General features: G+C 67.2%; 17 protein-coding genes and 1 tRNA gene. 12 read left to right on the top strand and 6 right to left on the bottom strand.

The window, feature by feature from the left end; translation table 11 throughout:
* Positions 1–15 precede the first annotated feature (15 nt).
* Entirely contained in the window at positions 16–1,218 is a 1,203-nt protein-coding gene (locus tag G5A07_RS03010) for a GGDEF domain-containing protein (protein WP_019336746.1), read from the bottom strand.
* 153 nt (positions 1,219–1,371) lie between these two features.
* On the opposite strand from G5A07_RS03010, the gene G5A07_RS03005 reads away from it, so the two are divergent.
* The 3 genes from G5A07_RS03005 (at position 1,372) to G5A07_RS02995 (ending at position 4,605) form a co-directional block, all read left to right on the top strand.
* Positions 1,372–1,857: a DUF1203 domain-containing protein gene (locus G5A07_RS03005; RefSeq protein ID WP_043399484.1), complete on the top strand. Its 486-nt coding sequence runs from the start codon at positions 1,372–1,374 to the stop codon at positions 1,855–1,857.
* A 233-nt stretch (positions 1,858–2,090) separates the two neighbouring features.
* Complete coding sequence (locus G5A07_RS03000) at positions 2,091–3,263, top strand: lytic polysaccharide monooxygenase (RefSeq protein WP_191862676.1); 1,173 nt, start codon at positions 2,091–2,093, stop codon at positions 3,261–3,263.
* Between the two features lie 181 nt (positions 3,264–3,444).
* Positions 3,445–4,605 carry a lytic polysaccharide monooxygenase gene (locus G5A07_RS02995; protein ID WP_049454132.1) on the top strand — a complete coding sequence of 387 codons (1,161 nt, stop codon included), beginning with the start codon at positions 3,445–3,447 and terminating at the stop codon, positions 4,603–4,605.
* Between the two features lie 74 nt (positions 4,606–4,679).
* Here the strand turns inward: G5A07_RS02995 and G5A07_RS02990 are convergent, their stop codons facing one another.
* Positions 4,680–5,429, bottom strand: a complete 750-nt coding sequence (locus G5A07_RS02990) for a ferredoxin--NADP reductase (RefSeq protein ID WP_099559826.1) — start codon at positions 5,427–5,429, stop codon at positions 4,680–4,682.
* 84 nt (positions 5,430–5,513) lie between these two features.
* On the opposite strand from G5A07_RS02990, the gene G5A07_RS02985 reads away from it, so the two are divergent.
* The 5 genes from G5A07_RS02985 to G5A07_RS02965 all read left to right on the top strand — a co-directional run bounded on the left by G5A07_RS02985 (position 5,514) and on the right by G5A07_RS02965 (position 10,406).
* On the top strand, positions 5,514–6,482 hold the full coding sequence (locus G5A07_RS02985) for an ABC transporter ATP-binding protein (protein WP_019336751.1): 969 nt from the start codon (positions 5,514–5,516) through the stop codon (positions 6,480–6,482).
* Positions 6,479–7,270 carry an ABC transporter permease gene (locus tag G5A07_RS02980; protein ID WP_019336752.1) on the top strand — a complete coding sequence of 264 codons (792 nt, stop codon included), beginning with the start codon at positions 6,479–6,481 and terminating at the stop codon, positions 7,268–7,270. The genes G5A07_RS02985 and G5A07_RS02980 overlap by 4 nt, the downstream gene beginning before the upstream one ends.
* A gap of 319 nt (positions 7,271–7,589) precedes the next feature.
* Positions 7,590–8,357, top strand: a complete 768-nt coding sequence (locus G5A07_RS02975; protein ID WP_191862674.1) for a hypothetical protein — start codon at positions 7,590–7,592, stop codon at positions 8,355–8,357.
* 187 nt (positions 8,358–8,544) lie between these two features.
* Positions 8,545–9,483: a 2-dehydropantoate 2-reductase gene (gene panE / locus G5A07_RS02970; protein WP_191862672.1), complete on the top strand. Its 939-nt coding sequence runs from the start codon at positions 8,545–8,547 to the stop codon at positions 9,481–9,483.
* Complete coding sequence (locus tag G5A07_RS02965; RefSeq protein WP_191862670.1) at positions 9,480–10,406, top strand: NAD-dependent epimerase/dehydratase family protein; 927 nt, start codon at positions 9,480–9,482, stop codon at positions 10,404–10,406. The genes panE and G5A07_RS02965 overlap by 4 nt, the downstream gene beginning before the upstream one ends.
* A 78-nt stretch (positions 10,407–10,484) precedes the next feature.
* Here G5A07_RS02965 and G5A07_RS02960 read toward each other — a convergent pair whose 3' ends face one another.
* Positions 10,485–11,282 (bottom strand): TatD family hydrolase, encoded by a 798-nt coding sequence (locus G5A07_RS02960; RefSeq protein WP_032129204.1) that lies wholly within the window; start codon positions 11,280–11,282, stop codon positions 10,485–10,487.
* 67 nt (positions 11,283–11,349) lie between these two features.
* Here G5A07_RS02960 and hrpB point away from each other — a divergent pair, with 67 nt between their 5' ends.
* Together hrpB and G5A07_RS02950 are read left to right on the top strand one after the other, a co-directional pair.
* The gene (gene hrpB, locus G5A07_RS02955) at positions 11,350–13,854 is read left to right on the top strand and encodes an ATP-dependent helicase HrpB (RefSeq protein WP_191862669.1); all 2,505 of its coding nucleotides are present in this window, start codon (positions 11,350–11,352) and stop codon (positions 13,852–13,854) included.
* A gap of 145 nt (positions 13,855–13,999) precedes the next feature.
* The gene (locus tag G5A07_RS02950; RefSeq protein WP_019336760.1) at positions 14,000–14,374 is read left to right on the top strand and encodes a hypothetical protein; all 375 of its coding nucleotides are present in this window, start codon (positions 14,000–14,002) and stop codon (positions 14,372–14,374) included.
* Between the two features lie 60 nt (positions 14,375–14,434).
* On the opposite strand, the gene G5A07_RS02945 is transcribed toward G5A07_RS02950, so the two are convergent.
* The 3 genes from G5A07_RS02945 to G5A07_RS02935 all read right to left on the bottom strand — a co-directional run bounded on the left by G5A07_RS02945 (position 14,435) and on the right by G5A07_RS02935 (position 16,284).
* Positions 14,435–14,974: a pseudouridine synthase gene (locus G5A07_RS02945; RefSeq protein WP_191862667.1), complete on the bottom strand. Its 540-nt coding sequence runs from the start codon at positions 14,972–14,974 to the stop codon at positions 14,435–14,437.
* 88 nt (positions 14,975–15,062) lie between these two features.
* The gene (locus G5A07_RS02940; RefSeq protein WP_224329425.1) at positions 15,063–15,314 is read right to left on the bottom strand and encodes a hypothetical protein; all 252 of its coding nucleotides are present in this window, start codon (positions 15,312–15,314) and stop codon (positions 15,063–15,065) included.
* A gap of 112 nt (positions 15,315–15,426) precedes the next feature.
* Positions 15,427–16,284 (bottom strand): class I SAM-dependent methyltransferase, encoded by an 858-nt coding sequence (locus G5A07_RS02935; protein ID WP_049480099.1) that lies wholly within the window; start codon positions 16,282–16,284, stop codon positions 15,427–15,429.
* Between the two features lie 169 nt (positions 16,285–16,453).
* On the opposite strand from G5A07_RS02935, the gene G5A07_RS02930 reads away from it, so the two are divergent.
* Entirely contained in the window at positions 16,454–17,410 is a 957-nt protein-coding gene (locus G5A07_RS02930) for an aldo/keto reductase (RefSeq protein WP_191862666.1), read from the top strand.
* 647 nt (positions 17,411–18,057) lie between these two features.
* Positions 18,058–18,129: transfer RNA gene (locus G5A07_RS02925), tRNA-Thr, on the top strand.
* The last annotated feature ends 334 nt before the right edge of the window (positions 18,130–18,463 follow it).

Below are 18,463 nucleotides of genomic sequence, written 5' to 3'. Positions count from 1 at the left end.
AAGATGTGACTCAACTTACACGGGCACGGCGTCGTCGGCGATGGGCAGACGCGAAATCTCCGCCGGCGTGGCGCAGGCCAGGCGATCGCGGCCGGCGGCCTTGGCCCGGTACAGCGCCGCGTCTGCCGCTGCCAGCAGCGTGGACAGGTCGCCGTGGCCGTCGTCCATGGCCAGGCCGATGCTGGCGGTGACCGTCACCGGCCCGGTGGTCAGCCGCGCCGGCTTCTGCTGCAGAGCGGTACGCATCGCCGCAGCCCCCGCCATCGCTTCACCCTGCGTGCTGCCGGCCAGCACCAGCACGAACTCCTCGCCACCGTAGCGGCCCAGCAGCGTGTCGTGGCCCTGCAAACCGTGCTGCAGCAGCGCAGCGAAGTGGCGCAGTACCTGGTCTCCGGCCAGATGACCCCAGCGGTCGTTGATCTGCTTGAAGTGATCGACGTCGACCAGCAACAGGGCCAGTGGCCGGCCCTGCCGACGCATCCGCTGCAACTGTGCCTGTCCATCGGCCAGCACCGCGCTGCGGTTGAGCAGCCCGGTCAGCCCATCGGTGCGCGCCGCACGCCGCAGATCGACCAGCATGCGCTCGACCAGCAGCAGCACCATCGCAAAGCACCGCGCCAGTTCCAGCATCACGCCGGCAAGGTAGGTGACGAACATCGGTGTACCGGTGCGCATGATGTCCTCGCCGGCATCGGGTGCCACCGGCAGGAACAGGCGCACCGCGTACAGGGCCGCCTCGGCCAGGAACACCGCCGCCGCCAGACGGCAGCTGGTGCGCTGCTGCACGGGGGCATGCCGCAGCAGCAGCCACGCGATCCAGCCATCGACCAGCAGCGTGAACACACTGAACACCTGCAGGCGCACGCCCAGGTCCGGCCACAGCACCAGGAAGGCGAAGATGCAGGCCATGAAGGCGGCCGCCATCAACAATGGACGCCACAGCGGCAGCGGCTGTTCCAGATGCAGCGCCACGCCGCGCAGCATCAGCACCGCGCAGCCGGCCATCGCCGCATTCCCGGCCAGTATGGCCGGCGCCAACGGCAGGTAGGGTCGCAGCGCCAGCAGGGTCACACCCAGGGTCAGCAGCCACAGGCTGGCGGTCCACAGGCGCAGCACCGGTTGCCCGCGCAGCACCACCAGCAGCAATGAGAACCCCACGGCAATGCCGATGCAGAGCAGGAAGCCAAGCACGGTAATGGTCGGGAAATCCAGGGACATGCGGCGCTCATCGGCCGGGGGGCGCGCGCATCTTAGCGCCTTGTGGTGCGATCCCTCCGGCGCTTCCCGCCCCGATGGCGATGCGGGGTCTGAAAACGTCGAGCATGGCGGCCGGCGCATGCGCAGAATCCGCGGAAAACCAAGGAGACGCCCATGCATGCGTGGTACCTCGGTGGCATCGACCACCGCCCGTTCCTGCACCTGTTCGAGAAGAGCGACACCGCGTTGGCTGCGCTGGGCATCCAGCGTCGCTGGGCCGGCGAAACAGGAGGACACCCCTGCCGGATCAGCCTGAGCGATCCACCCGGTGGCAGCGAGCTGCTGCTGTTGTCCCATGTGCACCTGCCCCTGCACTCGCCCTATCACGCCTCGGGCCCGATCTTCGTGCAGCGTGGCGTCACCCGCTGCGTGCTGCCGCCGGGTGAAGTACCGCCGTACGTACAGCGCCGGATGATCTCGTTGCGCGCTTATGACCAGGCTGCATGGATGCTGGCCGCAGAGATCAGCGCGGGCACGGACGTCTCCGCTCGGCTGGACGCGCTGTTTGCCGATCCTGCCGTGGCCTTCGTGCAGCTGCACAACGCGGCCCACGGCTGCTTCTCATGCCAGGCGGATCGCGTGGGTATGACGCCGACGTAGCACGATCTCCACGACGTGATCGTTGCCACGCCGAAGACGTGATCGCCAGCGCATCCGTTCAGTCCCGCGTGAAGCCTGCGGGAAGGGCTTCACACCCACAGTCACGGATCGGCATTTCCATGGTTCCGCCCCCTGCGCTGCGACTCGATACTCGCCGTGGTGCCGCCGAAAGTCCGCCGTGCAGCGCAGCTCCTGCGGCCACCGCTCTCTTTCGACGACCACAAGGAAGCGCCATGTCATTCCGATCCATACCGTTGCTGATGGCCACCTCGTTCGCGGCTGCGGGCCTATGCCTGGCCGGGAATGCATCCGCCCACGGCACCATGACCACGCCGATCAGCCGCGTCTATGCCTGTTTCCAGGGCAATCCCGAGAATCCGACCAACCCCGCCTGTGCCGCCGCCAAGGCGGTCGGTGGATCGCAGGCGTTCTACGACTGGAACGGCATCAACCAGGCCAACGCCAACGGTAACCACCAGGCCGTGGTGCCCGACGGCAAGCTGTGCAGCGGCAACAATCCCACCTTCCGCGGCCTGGACGTGAACCGCAGCGACTGGCAGACCACGCCCATCCATGCCGATGCCAATGGCAGGTTCACCTTCGTGTTCAAGGCGACCGCGCCACATGCCACGCGTGACTGGCGCTTCTATGTCACCCGCGAAGGCTGGCAGCCGGGCAGCCCGCTGGGCTGGGCCGATCTGCAGGAGTTCTGCACCCTGGGCAATACGCCGCTGTCGGCCGATGGCACCTACAAGCTGCAGTGCACGCTGCCGCAGCGCAACGGCCAGCATGTGATCTACAACACCTGGCAGCGCTCGGATTCGACCGAAGCGTTCTACACCTGCATGGACGTGCGCTTTGAAGGCGGCGGCGGAGGTACGACGCCGGCACCGCAATGGCAGGATGCTGGCCCGGTGACCGCACGCGGTGAGTTGCCGGTGGGTACCACGCTGGCACTGCGGGTGTTCAACGCCAGCGGCAACGATGTCGAACGTGTGGAAACGACCTTGGCCAGCGGCCAGACGTCTGCCTCGCAGTGGCCCTTGGCGCTTGCCCGCAAGGTCAATGGCAGTACACAGCATGCGCGCGTGGGTGTGCTTGCCAATGGCGTGATCACGCCGTCGGCGTCGGCCACCGACAATCGCGTGTACCTGAAGGACGGCAACCGCTTCCAGCTCGATACCAGGGTGCCGGACCCGGGTACGCCGTCGCCGGGCGGTGATTTCGACCACGTGTACCCGGCAGGCATCGGCAGCTATGTACCGGGCCAGACCGTGGTGAAGAGCAGCGACGGCAAGCTGTATGCCTGCCGCCCGTTCCCGGAAGGTGCGTGGTGCAACGTCAATGCCGAGGCGTACCGGCCGGGTGTGGGTGCGGCCTGGCGCGATGCCTGGATCGCATACTGAGACCGGGTGCAGGGAACGGTGGCAGAGCGCCGTTCCCTGCATAGCGTGAGACGCGCCAGCGCGTGAGTGTGAAGCCGTTCCCATACGGAACCACGCGATGCTTTTTTCAAAGTAATCCGATGGATGCGGGCGGGTGGGATGCCGAGACTTCGCGGGGTTTCACCACCCACAGGAGATCTCCATGCATCTGTCACATCGGACTGTCATCGCGCTGTCTGTGATCGCAGGCATTGCCACCTCTGGCAGCGCTTTCGCCCACGGCACCATGTCCAAACCCTCCAGCCGCGTCTATTCCTGTTACCAGGGCAATCCCGAAAATCCGACCAACCCGGCCTGTGCCGCCGCCAAGGCCATTGGTGGCGCCCAGCCGTTCTACGACTGGGCCGGTGTCAATCAGGCCAACGCCAATGGCAACCATCAAGCGGTGGTTCCAGATGGCGAGTTGTGCAGCGGCGGCAACAGCAAGTACCGCGGCCTCGATCTGAACCGCAGTGACTGGCCGACCTCACCGATCCATGCCGATTCGCGCGGGCGTTACACCTTCGAGTTCAAGGCACCGGCCCCGCATGCCACCCGCGAGTGGAAGTTCTACGTCACCCGCGACGGCTGGCAGCCGGGCAGCCCATTGCGCTGGGCCGACCTGCAGGAATTCTGCACGGCGGGTAACGTGCCGGTCTCCGGCGACGTCTACAAGCTGGATTGCCCACTGCCCAAGCGCAGCGGCCAGCACATCATCTACAACACCTGGCAGCGCTCGGATTCCGGTGAAGCGTTCTATACCTGCGCGGACGTGCGCTTTGAGGGGGGCGGTGGTGTGACCCCGCCGCCGCAGTGGCAGGATGCCGGCCCGGTCACCGCCCGCGGTGCGCTGGACGTGGGCACCACCGTGACCCTGCGCGTGTTCAACGCTCAGGGCAACGATCTGGAGCGCCCGGAGATCACCCTGGCCGCAGGTCAGACCGCTGCGAACCAGTGGCCGCTGGCGCTGGCCCGCAAGGTCAACGCCAGTGCGCAGCAGGCGCGCGTAGGCGTGATGAAGAACGGCGTGATCACACCGGTCGCCTCGGCCACCGAGAACCGCGTCTACCTGAAGCCGGGCAACCTGTTCCAGATCGATACCCGTGTGCCGGGCCCGATCGATCCGCCGCCGGGCGACGACTACGACTTCGTGTATCCGGCCGGTATCGGCAGCTACAAGCCGGGCGAAACCGTGGTCAAGGGTACCGACGGCAGGCTCTACGCCTGCCGCCCGTTCCCGGAAGGCGCGTGGTGCAACATCAATGCCGATGCCTATCGCCCGGGCACGGGCTTTGCCTGGCGTGATGCCTGGATCGCGTACTGAAGCAGGGCACCGGGGGCGGCGTGATGCCGCCTCCGGTTCAGGGAATGCCGGCCAGCGGCCGGCACTACCCGGACCTATTTGCTGCTGACGTACTTCTCGCGGCGGATCTGCGGGTTGCCCAGGCCGGCGGCCTTCAGCAGCTCGGCGCAGGCATCGACCATGTCCGGGTTGCCGCACAGGTAGGCGATGTCGGTGGCCGGGTCCGGCGTGAAACCGGCCAGCGCCTGCTGCACGTAGCCGTGCTGCACGTCCGGGTGAGGATCAGCCGGCAGTTCGCGCGACAGGCACGGAACATAACGGAAGTTCCGGTGCTTTTCGGCGAAGCTGTAGAAATCTTCGCTGTACAGCAGCTCACCCGGGCTGCGCGCGCCCTGCAGCAGCACGATCTGCACGCCCCGTTCGGCCATCGCCGTTTCCAGCAGCGGCAGCATCGAGCGGTACGGGGTGACGCCGGTGCCGGTGGCGATCAGCAGGTAACGGGCATTGTGGTCGCCGGGATTCAGGCAGAACCGGCCATAGGGGCCGGACGCACTGATCTGGCCGCCCGGCTCCAGCGCCTCGAACAGGGCCGTGGCGGCGCCACCGGGCACGAAACTGACCGCGATATCCACCGCCTCGCCCGGGCCCAGCGCATGGTCGTGGATGGTCGCCAGCGAGTAGCTGCGCTTGGTTTCAGTGCCGTCGGCGTAGCTGAAATGGACCTGGATGAACTGCCCGGGCTGGAAATCCAGCGGCTGCCCATCGTCACGCACGAACTGGTAGTGGCCGACGGTCGGGGCCAGCATGCGGCAGCCGACCAGCTTGAGGGGGAATTGAACAGGCACGACTTTTCGGGACAGTGTGTAGCCGGGGCAAGCCCTCGGGGTCTTCTATAATAGCCCCTCCCCGCCCCTCTCCAGCGCCAGCCCATGGGCGCGAAGGCTTCGAGCTTGGCATCCCAGAACGATATGGCGCCCGCCCTGCGCGTGCGCGACCTGCGCAAGACCTACGACAACGGCACCCAGGCCCTGAAGGGGGTTTCCCTGGAAGTGGCCCCGGGCGATTTCTTCGCCCTGCTCGGCCCCAACGGCGCCGGCAAGTCGACCCTGATCGGCATCATCAGCTCCCTGGTCAACCTCAGCGAGGGCCAGGTGGAAGTGTTCGGCAGCGACCTGGTGCGCAACCGCAGCGCCACCATGCGCCTGATCGGGCTGGTGCCGCAGGAAATCAACTTCAACCTGTTCGAGAAGCCCTTCGACATCCTGGTGAACTACGCCGGCTTCTATGGCGTGCCGCGCGAGGAAGCGGAACAGCGCGCCGAAGAGGAGCTGAAGCGCGCGCACCTGTGGGAAAAGGCCCAGGTGATGAGCCGCACGCTGTCCGGCGGCATGAAGCGCCGGCTGATGATCGCCCGCGCGATGATGACCCGCCCGCGCCTGCTGATCCTGGACGAGCCAACCGCCGGCGTGGACATCGAGATCCGTCGCGACATGTGGCGGGTGCTGAAGGAGATCAATGCGGCCGGCACCACGATCATCCTCACCACCCATTACCTGGAAGAAGCCGAGTACCTGTGCCGCCACCTGGCGATCATCAACCATGGGCAGATCGTCGAGCAGGGCCCGATGCGCGCCCTGCTGGCCAAGCTGGACGTGGAAGGCTTCCTGCTGGACATCGACGGTGAGCTGCCGGCGCAGCTGCCGGTGATCGAAGGCGCGACGCTGACCGCGCCGGACCCGCACACGCTGGACATCGACATGCCACGCGCAATGGACCTCAACCGCGTGTTCGCCACGCTCAACGAGGCCGGCATCCGCGTGCGTTCGATGCGTACCAAGAGCAACCGCCTGGAGGAGCTGTTCGTGCGCCTCACTGGCAACCTGGAGACTTCCGCATGAGCACCACCGAGCTGACCGACGGCCAGCGCAACCGCGTCGCGCTGCTGACCATCGTGCGCCGCGAAGTCGCACGCATCATGCGCATCTGGGGCCAGACCCTGGTGCCGCCGGCGATCACCATGACCCTGTACTTCCTGATCTTCGGCAACCTGATCGGGTCGCGCGTGGGTGACATGGGTGGCTACACCTATATGCAGTTCATCGTGCCGGGCCTGGTGATGATGAGCGTGATCCAGAACAGCTACGGCAACATCAGCTCCTCGTTCTTCGGCGCCAAGTTCGGTCGCCACGTGGAAGAACTGCTGGTCAGCCCGATGCCGAACTGGGTGATCCTGTGGGGCTACGTGGCCGGCGCCGTGCTGCGCGGCCTGATGGTGGGCGTGATCGTGCTGATCATCGCGATGTTCTTCACCCCGGTGCGCATCCCGCACCCGCTGGTGATGCTGACCACGGTGATCCTGGGCGCGACGATCTTCTCGCTGGCCGGTTTCATCAATGCGGTGTATGCAAAGAAGTTCGACGACGTGGCGATCGTGCCGACCTTCATCCTGACCCCGCTGACCTACCTGGGCGGCGTGTTCTATTCGGTGAAGCTGCTGCCGGGCTGGGCCGAAGCGGCCACGCATGCGAACCCGATCTTCTACATGGTCAATGCGTTCCGCTATGGCCTGCTGGGCAGCAGCGATGTGCCGCTGCCGGTGGCTTACGGCCTGATGATCGGTTTCGTGGTGGTGCTGACGGCGCTGGCGCTGTGGCTGCTGCGCCGTGGCGTGGGCATGCGCAGCTGAGTTTTGCGTGCAGGGCCTGCGGCCCTGCACCCGCCGAATCAACGTCAACTTCTACGGCAACATCAAAAGCTGGCATTCCGTGGGTTGGCGGGGTGGGTCCGGTTGCGGGGGACGCCGTAAACCCATCCCTGGGGGCTTGGCCGCGGCATCCATGCCGCGGACACCCCCGCAATCGGACCCACCCCGCCTTCGACAGATTGCCGCTGCTGTGGGTGGGTGTCGACCTTGGTCGACACGATGGATCCACGCCATGCGTGAATGAAGCGTTCCAAGCCGATGCTCGGCGCTTTTCGTCTGGGATTGCGGCTAGGCTGTGGCGATGAAGATCACTTCCATTCCATTGGACAAGGCCGTGTCGGACGGCCCCATCGATGCCTTCAGCCATGTGTTGCTGGGCGATTCGTCCACGCTGGATGAGGTACTGGATTGCCTGGCGTCGCTGCACGTGGCCAATCCCCGCCATCGCTATCTGTGCACGCTCGACGATGTCGGTCAGTGCCGTTACACCAGCATGCACGCGTCCGACGACGCGCGCATCGCACTGTACGAGGACGAAGACCCGGCAACCCCCGAAGATGCGTTGGCGGCACGCCAGCGGTTGCTGGCGCATGTCGTCGCGCAGCTCGAACATTCCTCTCATCGGCTGGAATGGACCACCCTGCCGGGTACCTTGCTGTGCAATGACGCACACATCGAGACGCTGGTCACGGCCAATGCCGCACCCGACCTCATCGTCGACGAAGCGGTCTGCGTACAGCAGGTGCCGGTGGACCGCGATGACCTGCTGATCGCCGCCCTGCCCAACGGCTACTTCAGCGCGGACTGGGACATCTTCCAGAATCACGCCCTGATACGGCACCTGCAGGAGCGCTACGACTACCGCCTGTTCGGACTCGGCGCATCGTGGCTGGGCTTCCAGCGCGACAGCGCGCCATCGCCAGCAGAGGCAAACGCGTTGGTTGCTGACCTGCAGCGTGTCTACGCTGCCGGAACGCACGACATCTGGTCACAACTGGCTGCAACGCTGGCCACCCGAACCACGCTTCTATTGGGATACACCGAGGACTTCAGCGAACAGCTGCCCTGAGCACCGCTCTACACGAGCGAGCGCAGCGAACGACCCGCTTCCGCTCTTGATCTGCTTCCCGTGGTGGCCGCGCCCGGCCACCCCCGATGAACAGTGCTTTCCGCGAACCACCACGGGGGCACCGCCGTTGGCCACATTCTCCGGCACAATCGGACTCATGATTCCCCCAGCAAACGGTGAACGTGCAATGCGTATCCTGATCCTCGGCGCCGGCGGTACCGGCGGTTACTTCGGTGGTCGCCTGGCCCAGGCCGGCGTGGACGTGACCTTCCTCGTCCGCCCCGCACGCGCCGCCCAGCTGGACCGCGACGGCCTGGTCATCCGCAGCCCGCTCGGCGACGCCCGCTTCCCGGTGCAGCACGTCACCGCCGATACGCTGCCCGCATTGGCCGCGCAGAAGCCGTTCGATCTGGTCATCCTCAGCTGCAAGGCCTACGACCTGGACAGCTCGATCGACGCCATTGCTCCGGCCGTGGGCGCGAACACCACCGTACTGCCGATCCTCAACGGCCTGCATCACTACGACGCGCTGGATCTGCGCTTCGGCCGCGAGGCGGTGCTCGGCGGCCTGTGCTTCATCAGCGCCACCAAGGCCGCTGACGGCGCCGTGCTGCATCTGGGCAAGCCAGCCAAGCTCACCTTCGGCGAGCGCGATGGTGGCGCGATCTCCGCGCGAGTGCGTGCCTTCGCTGCTGCCTGCGCACAGGCCAACCTCGACCACCTGGCCAGCGAGCGCATCGGTCAGGAGCAGTGGATCAAGTACACCTTCCTGACCGCACTGGCCGCCGCCACCTGCCTGCTGCGCGCGGACATCGGCACCATCGTCGCCACCGATGATGGCGAGGCGATCGTGCGCGGCCTGTACGACGAATGCCTGGCCGTGGCCGAAGCGGCCGGTGAGCCGATTCCCGATGCCGCGCAGGACACCGCACGCGGCACCCTCACCCAGGCGGGCTCGGCGTTGAAGGCATCGATGCTGCGTGATCTGGAGGCTGGCCAGCAGGTGGAGGCCGAACAGATCGTCGGCGACATGCTGGTGCGTGCGCGCAAAGCCGACCAGGAAGGCCTGCTGCTGCAGGTGGCGTACAGCAGCCTGCAGGCCTATCAGGCCCAGCGCGGCGCGTGAGCCTCGCGCTGCAGGCGGGCGCGCTGCCGGCGCGGGTGCTGATCCTCGGCCTGGGCTGGAGTGGCCGCGTGTTGGCCGCGCAGCTACGGGCGCGCGGCGTGCAGGTTGCGGGAACAGTACGCGATCCGGCAGCGGCCCCCGGCGATGGCCTGCGTCGGCACCGGTTGCAGGCTGACGCCTCGCCTTCGCCGGCCCTGCTCGAGGAGATCGCACACGCCGAGGCCGTGCTGTGCAGCGTGCCGCCCGATGCCGAGGGCGATCCTGCCTTGCGCCTGCTGCTGCCCGCGCTGTTGGCCAGCCCGGCACTGCGCTGGGTCGGTTATCTGTCGTCCACCTCGGTGTATGCCGACCGCGCTGGCGGTTGGATCGACGAAACCAGCGACGCAGATGCCACCGGGGCCGTCGGTGTGCAGCGCCTGCTCGCGGAAGCCCAGTGGCGCGCGCTGGCCGGACAACGCGGCATCGCCTCGGCGGTGTTCCGCCTGCCTGGCCTGTACGGGCCGGGGCGCAATGTGCTGCTGCAGCTGGCGCAGGCACGCGCCCGCCACGTAGTGCGCCCTGGGCTGGTGTTCAACCGGCTGCACGTGGATGACCTGGCAACGGTCGTTATCGCGTCGATGCAGCGGCCGTGCGTGGAGGGGCTATACCTGCCGGCCGACGACGAACCGGCACCACCACAGGATGTGCTGGCCTTCGCCGCGCAGCTGGCCGGGCTTGCGATGCCGCCGGCCGTGGCCTGGGACGATCCAGCGCTGAGCCCGACGCTGCAGCGCTTCTACCAGAGCAACAAGCGCATCGACAGTCGTGGCACGCGTGTGGCGCTGGGGTGGGCACCGCGGTTTCCGACGTATCGGGAAGGACTGCAGGCGCTGGCCGCTTCGCTCGCCGGGCATGGCCCGGCGCTACCGGACAGCGCTTTGTAGAGCCGAGCCCATGCTCGGCTGCTCTTTGCGTCTTTCGCGCTGCGCGCGATAAGCCGAGCATGGGCTCGGCTCTACGGATCAACCCGCGTCGGGCAGCCGGAAGAAAGTGCGCGTGGCCGCCGTGGCATTGGCCGCCGTCACCGCAACGTCCTCGCCACGGTCGCGCGCCAGCTCTTCCACGATGTGCGAGAGGAACATCGGCTCGTTGCGGCGATCCTTCGGCATCGGCTTCAGGGTGCGCGGCAGCAGGTACGGCGCGTCGGTCTCGATCATCAGGCGGTTGGCCGGGATGTTCTTCACCAGTTCGCGCAGGTGCGCACCACGGCGCTCGTCACACAGCCAGCCGGTGATGCCGATGTACCAGTCCTGGTCCAGGTAGTCGAACAGTTCGTCGCGTTCGCCGGTGAAGCAATGCACCACCGCCGGGCCGATGCGGCCTTCGAAGTTCTTCATCTGTGCCATGAAATCGGCATGCGCATCGCGCTGGTGCAGGAACAACGGCTTGCCATTGTCCGCGGCCAGCTGCAGCTGGCGCTCGAACGCGCGGTGCTGGGCCGGGCGCGGCGAGAAATCGCGGAAGTAGTCCAGCCCGCACTCGCCCACCGCCACTACTTCCGGGTGGGCATGCAGCGCGCGCATTTCGGCATCGCACTCCTCGGTGTATTCCACCGCATGGTGCGGGTGCACGCCGGCGGTGGCATACAGGAAGCCCGGATGCTGCTGCGCCAGCTGCACCGCCAACGGTGAGTGCTCGCGGCTGGCACCGGTGATGACCATCTGCACCACGCCGGCCTGGCGCGCGCGATCCAGCACGGCATCGCGGTCACGGTCGAAGGAATCGTGGGTCAGGTTGGCGCCGATATCGATCAGGTGCATGGTCATCGTGGGGGAAAAGTGCCCGCGCATTGTACCTGCGCCCGCCGTGGCCCCTTATCCTTTGCACATGAACGCCCCGCTCTTCCCGATTTCCCCGCTGCTGCCGCAGATCCAGCAGCACCTGGCCGCGCAGCCACGGCTGGTGCTGGAAGCCCCGCCCGGCGCCGGCAAGACCACCCAGGTGCCGCTGGCGCTGCTCGATGCACCGTGGTTGCAGGGGCGGAAGATCATCCTGCTGGAACCACGCCGGGTGGCCGCACGCAGCGCTGCACTGTTCATGGCGCGGCAGCTCGGTGAAGAGGTGGGCGGCACCGTCGGCTACCGCATCCGCTTCGAGAACAAGATCTCGGCGCGCACACGCATTGAAGTCGTCACCGAAGGCATCCTGACCCGCATGCTGCAGGACGACCCGATGCTGGAAGAGGTCGGTGCGATCCTGTTCGACGAATTCCACGAGCGCCATCTCAGCGGTGATCTCGGCCTGGCACTGGCGCTCGACGTGCAGGCACAGCTGCGCGATGACCTGCGCCTGGTGGTGATGTCGGCCACGCTGGATGGCGAACGGCTGGCACGCTTCCTCGATGCGCCGCGGCTGAGCAGCGAAGGCCGCAGCTACCCGGTGACGGTCAGCCATTTCCCGGCGCGCCGCGATGAGGCGCTGGAACTGCAGGTGCGCCGCGCGGTGCAGCAGGCCTTGGCCGAACACCCCGGTGACCTGCTGGTGTTCCTGCCCGGCCAGCGCGAAATCGCGCGCGTGCAGGCTGGACTGCAGGAATCGCTGGATGCCGGCGTCGAAGTGCTGGCCCTGCACGGTGAACTGCCGGTGGAACAACAGGCGCGCGTGCTGCAGGCCGCCAGCGATGGTCGCCGCCGCGTGGTGCTGGCCACCAACGTGGCCGAATCCTCGGTGACCCTGCCCGGCGTGCGCGTGGTGATCGACAGTGGCCAGGCACGCGAACCGCGCTACGACCCCAACAGCGGTTTTACCCGGCTGGACGTGGTGGCCATCGCGCAGGCGTCGGCCGACCAGCGCGCCGGCCGCGCCGGACGCGTGGCCGAGGGCGTGGCCTGGCGGTTGTGGCCGCAGTCGCAGCGGTTGGAGCCACAGCGTCGCGCCGAGATCGACCAGGTAGAACTGGCAGGACTGGCACTGGAACTGGCGGCCTGGGGCAGCAGCGACCTGCGCTTCCTCGACCCGCCGCCGGCCGGCCCGATGGGCGCGGCACGCGAACTGCTGCAACGGCTCGGCGCCCTGGCCAGCAGCGGTGCGATCACCGCACTTGGCCGGCGCGTGCTGGCGTTGGGCACGCATCCGCGGATGGCGGCGATGCTGCTGGCGGCGCCCGATGCACGTGCGCAGGCGCTGGCCGCTGATCTGGCCGCCCTGCTGGAGGCGCGCGACCCATTGCGCCAGGGCGGTGATGCGCTGGCCGCACGCTGGCGTGCGCTGGCCGCGTTCCGCAATGGTCGTGCGCCGTCCGATGCCAACCACAGCGGTCTGGCCGCCATCGATGCGGCCGCCAAGCAGTGGCGACGTCGCCTGCGCTGTGATGCCGCGCCGCCCGCCAGCATCGAGGCCCACGAACTGGGTGACCTGCTCGCACATGCCTTCCCCGACCGGATCGGTTTCCAGCATCCCAGCGATCCATTGCGCTACCTGCTGGCCAATGGTCGCAGCGCGCGCCTGCACGAACTGAGCGACCTGCGTGGCGAACCGTGGCTGGTGGCCAGCGAGCTTCGCTTCGAGGCACGCGATGCGCTGCTGCTGCGTGCCGCACCGGTGGACGAAGGCCAGCTGCGCAAGGCGTGGCCGGAGCGCTTCGTCACCGAAGATGTGGTCCGCTGGGAAAGCGAGCGCCGCGCCCTGGTGGCCCTGCGCGAGACCCGTTTCGACCGCATCGTGCTGGACAGCCGCTCGGCCGGCCGGGTCGATCCGCAGCACGCCGCGCAGGCGCTGACTGACGCGGTGGCCGAGCTCGGCCTGCAGGCGCTGCCATGGACCGAAGGCCTGCGCCAGTGGCAGGCACGGGTGGAATCACTGCGGCGCTGGATGCCGGAGTTGGATCTGCCCGACTGCAGCGACGCGGCCCTGCTGGCCAACCTTGCGCAGTGGCTGCAGCCCGCGTTCGCCGGCAAGAGCCGTCTGGATGCGCTGGACGAGTCCAGCTTCGGCGAGGCGCTGAAGTCGCCGCTGGAGTGGTCGCAGCGGCAGCTGGTCGAGCGCCATGCGCCGACCCGCATCACCGTACCTTCAGGCTTGGAACGGCCGATCACCTACGCGTTGGACAGCGAAAGTGGCGAGCCGTTGCCGCCGGTGCTGGCGGTGAAGCTGCAGGAACTGTTCGGCCTGGCTGATACGCCGCGCATCGCCGATGGGCGCGTGCCGCTGACCCTGCACCTGCTGTCGCCCGGTGGCCGGCCGCTGCAGGTCACCCAGGACCTGCGCAACTTCTGGGAAAACACCTACGCCGAAGTGAAAAAGGAGATGAAGGGCCGCTACCCGCGCCATCCGTGGCCGGATGACCCGTGGACGGCCACGGCCACGCACCGGGCCAAGCCACGCGGGACCTGACCGGCCCTGCCGGCACCACCGGTTGCGGACCCTGCCTGATCCTGAATGGCTGCGGTAAAGTCACGCCACGTGCGGCCTCGACTGACATACCGTTTACGGGCAACACGCGACACTGGACTTCGACCCGAGGCAAAGGACCCCCCGCATGAGCAAGCTGACCGTAATCACCGACCGCGCTCTGGAGCGCGCCCTGGAGCTGGCCCACACCGCCGGCGATGGCCTGAAGAGCGCCGGTGGCAGCCTGCGCAATGCGGACTGGATCAAGACCGGCGCCGCCATCGGCGCAGTGAAGACCGGCGGCAAGGCCGCGACCAAGTTCGTGCGCCGCAATCCGGCAGTGGCCGTGGCCGCAGCTGCGGTCGGTGTGGGCCTGCTCGGCTATGCGCTGTACCGCAAGCAGCAGAAGAAGAAGGCCGCCAATGGCCACGTGGTGAATGGGCAGGCGCAGCGCATCAATGCACGTGACCGCCGCAATGACACCGTGGTGGATGAGCACAGCGACATCGGCAGCGACGCCTGAGATCGTCGGCCGCTGCCAGGGCCGGGGTCCTTCCGCAGGAAGGGCTCCGGCCTTTTCATTTCAACCGATCTGCCGCCACTGGCCCGGCTGCAGGTCGTCCAGCCGGTAGGGTCCCATCGACACGCGGACCAGCCGCAGCGTCGGCAGGTTCACCGCCGCGGTCATCCGCCGCACCTGGCGGTTGCGGCCCTCGCGGATCGTGATCGCCAGCCAGCTGTCAGGCACGGTCTTGCGGAAACGTACCGGCGGATCCCGTGTCCACAGCGACGGCGCCGGATCGAGGCGCTCGATCTTCGCCGGCAGGGTCGGCCCGTCGTTCAGCTCAACGCCGTCGCGCAGCCGCTGCAGCTGCTCGTCGCTGGGGGTGCCTTCCACCTGCACCCAGTACGTCTTGTCGGCCTTGTGCTTCGGGTCGGTCAGCTTGTGCGCCAGCGCACCGTTGTCGGTCAGCAGCAGCAGGCCCTCGCTGTCATGGTCCAGGCGGCCGGCGGCATACACGCGCGGCGGCAGGCCAAACCCGGCCAGGGTCGGCCGCGGCGGCACGCTGCGGTCGGTGAACTGGCAGAGCACGTTGAAGGGCTTGTTGAAGGCAATCAGCATTGCGGGCACGGCGGGCGGCAGAAAGCGCATTGTCCCACGCCGCGCTGCTCGCTCGCCGGGCACCCCTTTGGCCGAGGCTGCGGCGGGATCAGCCGAAGACCTTCCACTCCAGCAGGAACGAACCCAACACCAGTGCGATGCCGCACGCCGCGATGACATTGGCCCGGCGCCGCAGGCGTACCGGTGGCGGATTCATGGCACGCGCACGTTCCTCCAGCAGCGCACCGGCGAACAGCACGGCAAACCCCACCGTCGCCACCAGGTCGTAGGCATGGCCACCGTAGAACACGAAATCAATCAGCCGCGCCAGCACCAGCACGGCCACGGCGATGTAGAACACTTTCTTCAACAGTCCACTCCATGGATGGTAGCGCCGGGCCATGCCCGGCGGATGCACATTGCGTCGATTGCCACGCCGCTGCGCTCGCCGGGCGTGGCCCGGCCCTGCCGATTTACGGCTTGATGAAGCGCAGGGTCATGCGATCGCTCTCGCCGATCGCCTGGTACTTCGCATCGTCGGCCTTGTCGTGCTGGTTGGTCGGCGGCAGCGTCCAGACGCCGTTCGGGTGGTCCTTGGTGTCGCGCGGGTTGGCGTTGACCTCGCTGCGCGCATCCAGCTTGAAACCAGCCGCCTCGGCCATCGCGATCACCTGCTGCTGGCCGACATAGCCGGTGTCATCGTCGTCGGCCACATCGGTCTTGGCGCGATGCTCGACCACGCCGAGCACGCCGCCCGGCTTGAGCACGTTGAAGAAGCCCTGGAACATGCCCTGCGCCTGGCCGGCCTTGCGCCAGTTGTGCACGTTGCGGAAGGTCAGCACCACGTCGGCTGAATTGGCCGGGCCGAACACCGGCTTGGCCGGATCGTAGGCGACCACGGCAGTCTTGCTGAACTGCGCCGGTGCGCCGGCGTACTTCTTTTCCAGGCTGTCGCGGCTGCGCTGCTGGTAGTCACGGCCGCGGCCTTCGGGCACGGCCATCGGGTCGACCACGGCGGCGACGTATCGGCCCTTGTCATGCAGCAGCGGCGCCAGGATCTCCGAGTACCAGCCGTTGCCGGGGGTGATCTCGATGACGGTCTTTTCCGGAGCCACCCTGAAGAACGACAGCGTCTGCGCCGGATGACGGAAGCCATCGCGCTTGACGTTGTTGGCATCGCGGGTGGGCGCCTTCACCGCCGCGTCGATGGCCGGCGAGACCTGGATCTTCGCCGGCGCTACCGTGGCCGGTGCGGCGAACGCAGGAACAGCAGCAAGCAGGGCCGACGCAAGCAGCAGTCGGCAACCACGCAGGGACGAAGCAGGCATCATCGGGACGACTCCAGCGGAAGATGCGGCGAGACTAGCAGCCGTAGCGTCCCAGGTGTTCACAAAACGTTAGCTGCGTGCGCGCCGCGGAACACTGTTTTGTGGTCGTCGCCGCAGCACGGTCACACATCGCGTTCTATTCTGGAGCACTTCCCCCAAGGAGTCCGTGCCCATGACGGCAACCCGCGAACTGGGCCGTTCCGGCCTGCATGTACGTCCGCTCGCCTTCGGTGGCAACGTGTTCGGCTGGAGCGCCGATGAGAAGGCCAGCTTCGCCCTGCTCGATGCCTTCGTCGACGCCGGTTTCAATCTGGTCGACACCGCCGATGTGTACTCGGCCTGGGTGCCCGGCAATGTCGGCGGCGAATCGGAGACGCTGATCGGCAAATGGTTCGCGCGCAGCGGCAAGCGCGACAAGGTGGTGCTGGCGACCAAGGTGGCCAAGTGGGCCGAACGCCCCGGCCTGACCCCGGACAACATCAATGCGGCGGTCGAGGATTCGTTGCGCCGCCTGCAGACCGACGTGATCGACCTGTACCAGGCGCACGAGGACGATGAGTCGACGCCACTGGAGGCGACGCTTGCGGCATTCGGCCGCCTGATCGAGGCCGGCAAGGTGCGTGCGATCGGCGCCTCCAACTACAGCGCCACGCGCCTGGCCGACGCGCTGAAGGTCTCCACCGACTACAAGCTGCCGCGTTACGAAACCCTGCAGCCGGAGTACAACCTGTATGACCGCGCCGGCTACGAAAAGGAACTGGAACCGCTGGTGCAGCGCGAACAGATCGGCGTGATCGGCTACTACGCGCTGGCCAGCGGCTTCCTCAGCGGCAAGTACCGCACGCCGGCCGATGCAGCCAAGAGCCCAGCGCGTGGCGAGACGGTGGTGAAGCGCTATCTGAACCCGCGCGGCCTGCGCATCCTGCAGGCGCTGGATGACGTGGCCAGCAAGCACGGCGCCAGCGCTGCGCAGATCGCACTGGCGTGGCAGATCGCACGGCCGTCGATCACCGCACCGATCGTCAGCGCCACCAGCGTCGAGCAGCTGCACGACCTGCTGGCCGCAGCGAACCTGTCGTTGAGTGTGCAGGATGTCGCGCAACTCGACGCCGCCAGCACGGAAGCCTGAGACCCGGTAGTGCCGGCCGCTGGCCGGCATGACACACACACCGAAGAAAATAATTGAACAAAATGGTTGCACACGACTAAATCGTGGTTTATCGTGCGCACCTCGTTTCAACAACCACTGGAAACTTCCCTTGAACGCGCATTCCGTCGCCATCGCCAAACTGCTGCCATGCCTGCGCATGGACGGGCTGGCGCGCGCGTTCGGCAAGGAAGTCCAGCTGACAACGGCCTGATACCCGCCCTGCGGAGATCGGCCACCCCGATCTCCGAGGCCTGACGACGCCCTCGGAACGCACGTCCCGGGGGCGTTTTCGTTTGCGTCGGCACAAGGACCCGCGATGCCAGAACTGCACCCCGCGCGGCAACCCGCCGCTCACTGACCCAGGTTTTTTCGCCCCACCGGAGGATTTTCTCCGCGTGCATGGCAGCGCCTGGACATTATCTGCATCGCACCCAAACATTATCGCTCGCGATAATGTCGGTGGCCTGCACCCTCGACTACCAACGGTCCCGTTTCAACCACGGGCTGGTGCGCGCGGCGTTGCCGTGGCGTATGCCGGAGGTCGCGGACATGCCATCGCCTGGATCGCCTGCTGGAGGCAGGCACCGGTTCGCCGGTACGCGGTTCGATTCCGCGCGGTCCCCAACTGGATAGCTCAGCTTGGTCAGAGCAACGGATCCGTAATCCGTCTGTCGTGGGTTCGATTCCCACTCCAACCACATGACCTGTCACGTCATGACTTGAAGCAACACCCGGGGCGCAAGCCCCAGCGGCCATCGTCGCCGTCCATCGTCATTGCCTTCGGGCAGGAACGTGGAAGGCAACGGACCGCACGCCGGGCCTCGGCCTGTCACCACTACCTGCCCCACTCTGCTCCGGTGCTGTCTGCCGGCAGCGGTGGCCGCAAGGGTGATGACGCACCGAAGGCTCCGCGCGCGGACCGTCCGCCGATGGCCGCCCTCTTCCGCCGCCTGCACGTGGTGTGCAGGCGGCCTCGCCACGACCTGATCGACCCGGGTCATGGTGATTCATCCGCATCGGGTCGGACCACCA

The sequence above is a fragment of the Stenotrophomonas sp. AS012628 genome, assembly GCF_010608305.1.
Classification (GTDB): Bacteria; Pseudomonadota; Gammaproteobacteria; order Xanthomonadales; family Xanthomonadaceae; genus Stenotrophomonas; species Stenotrophomonas geniculata.
Note: the sequence above shows the minus strand (reverse complement) of the source record. Positions and strands in the feature narration are given on the sequence as shown.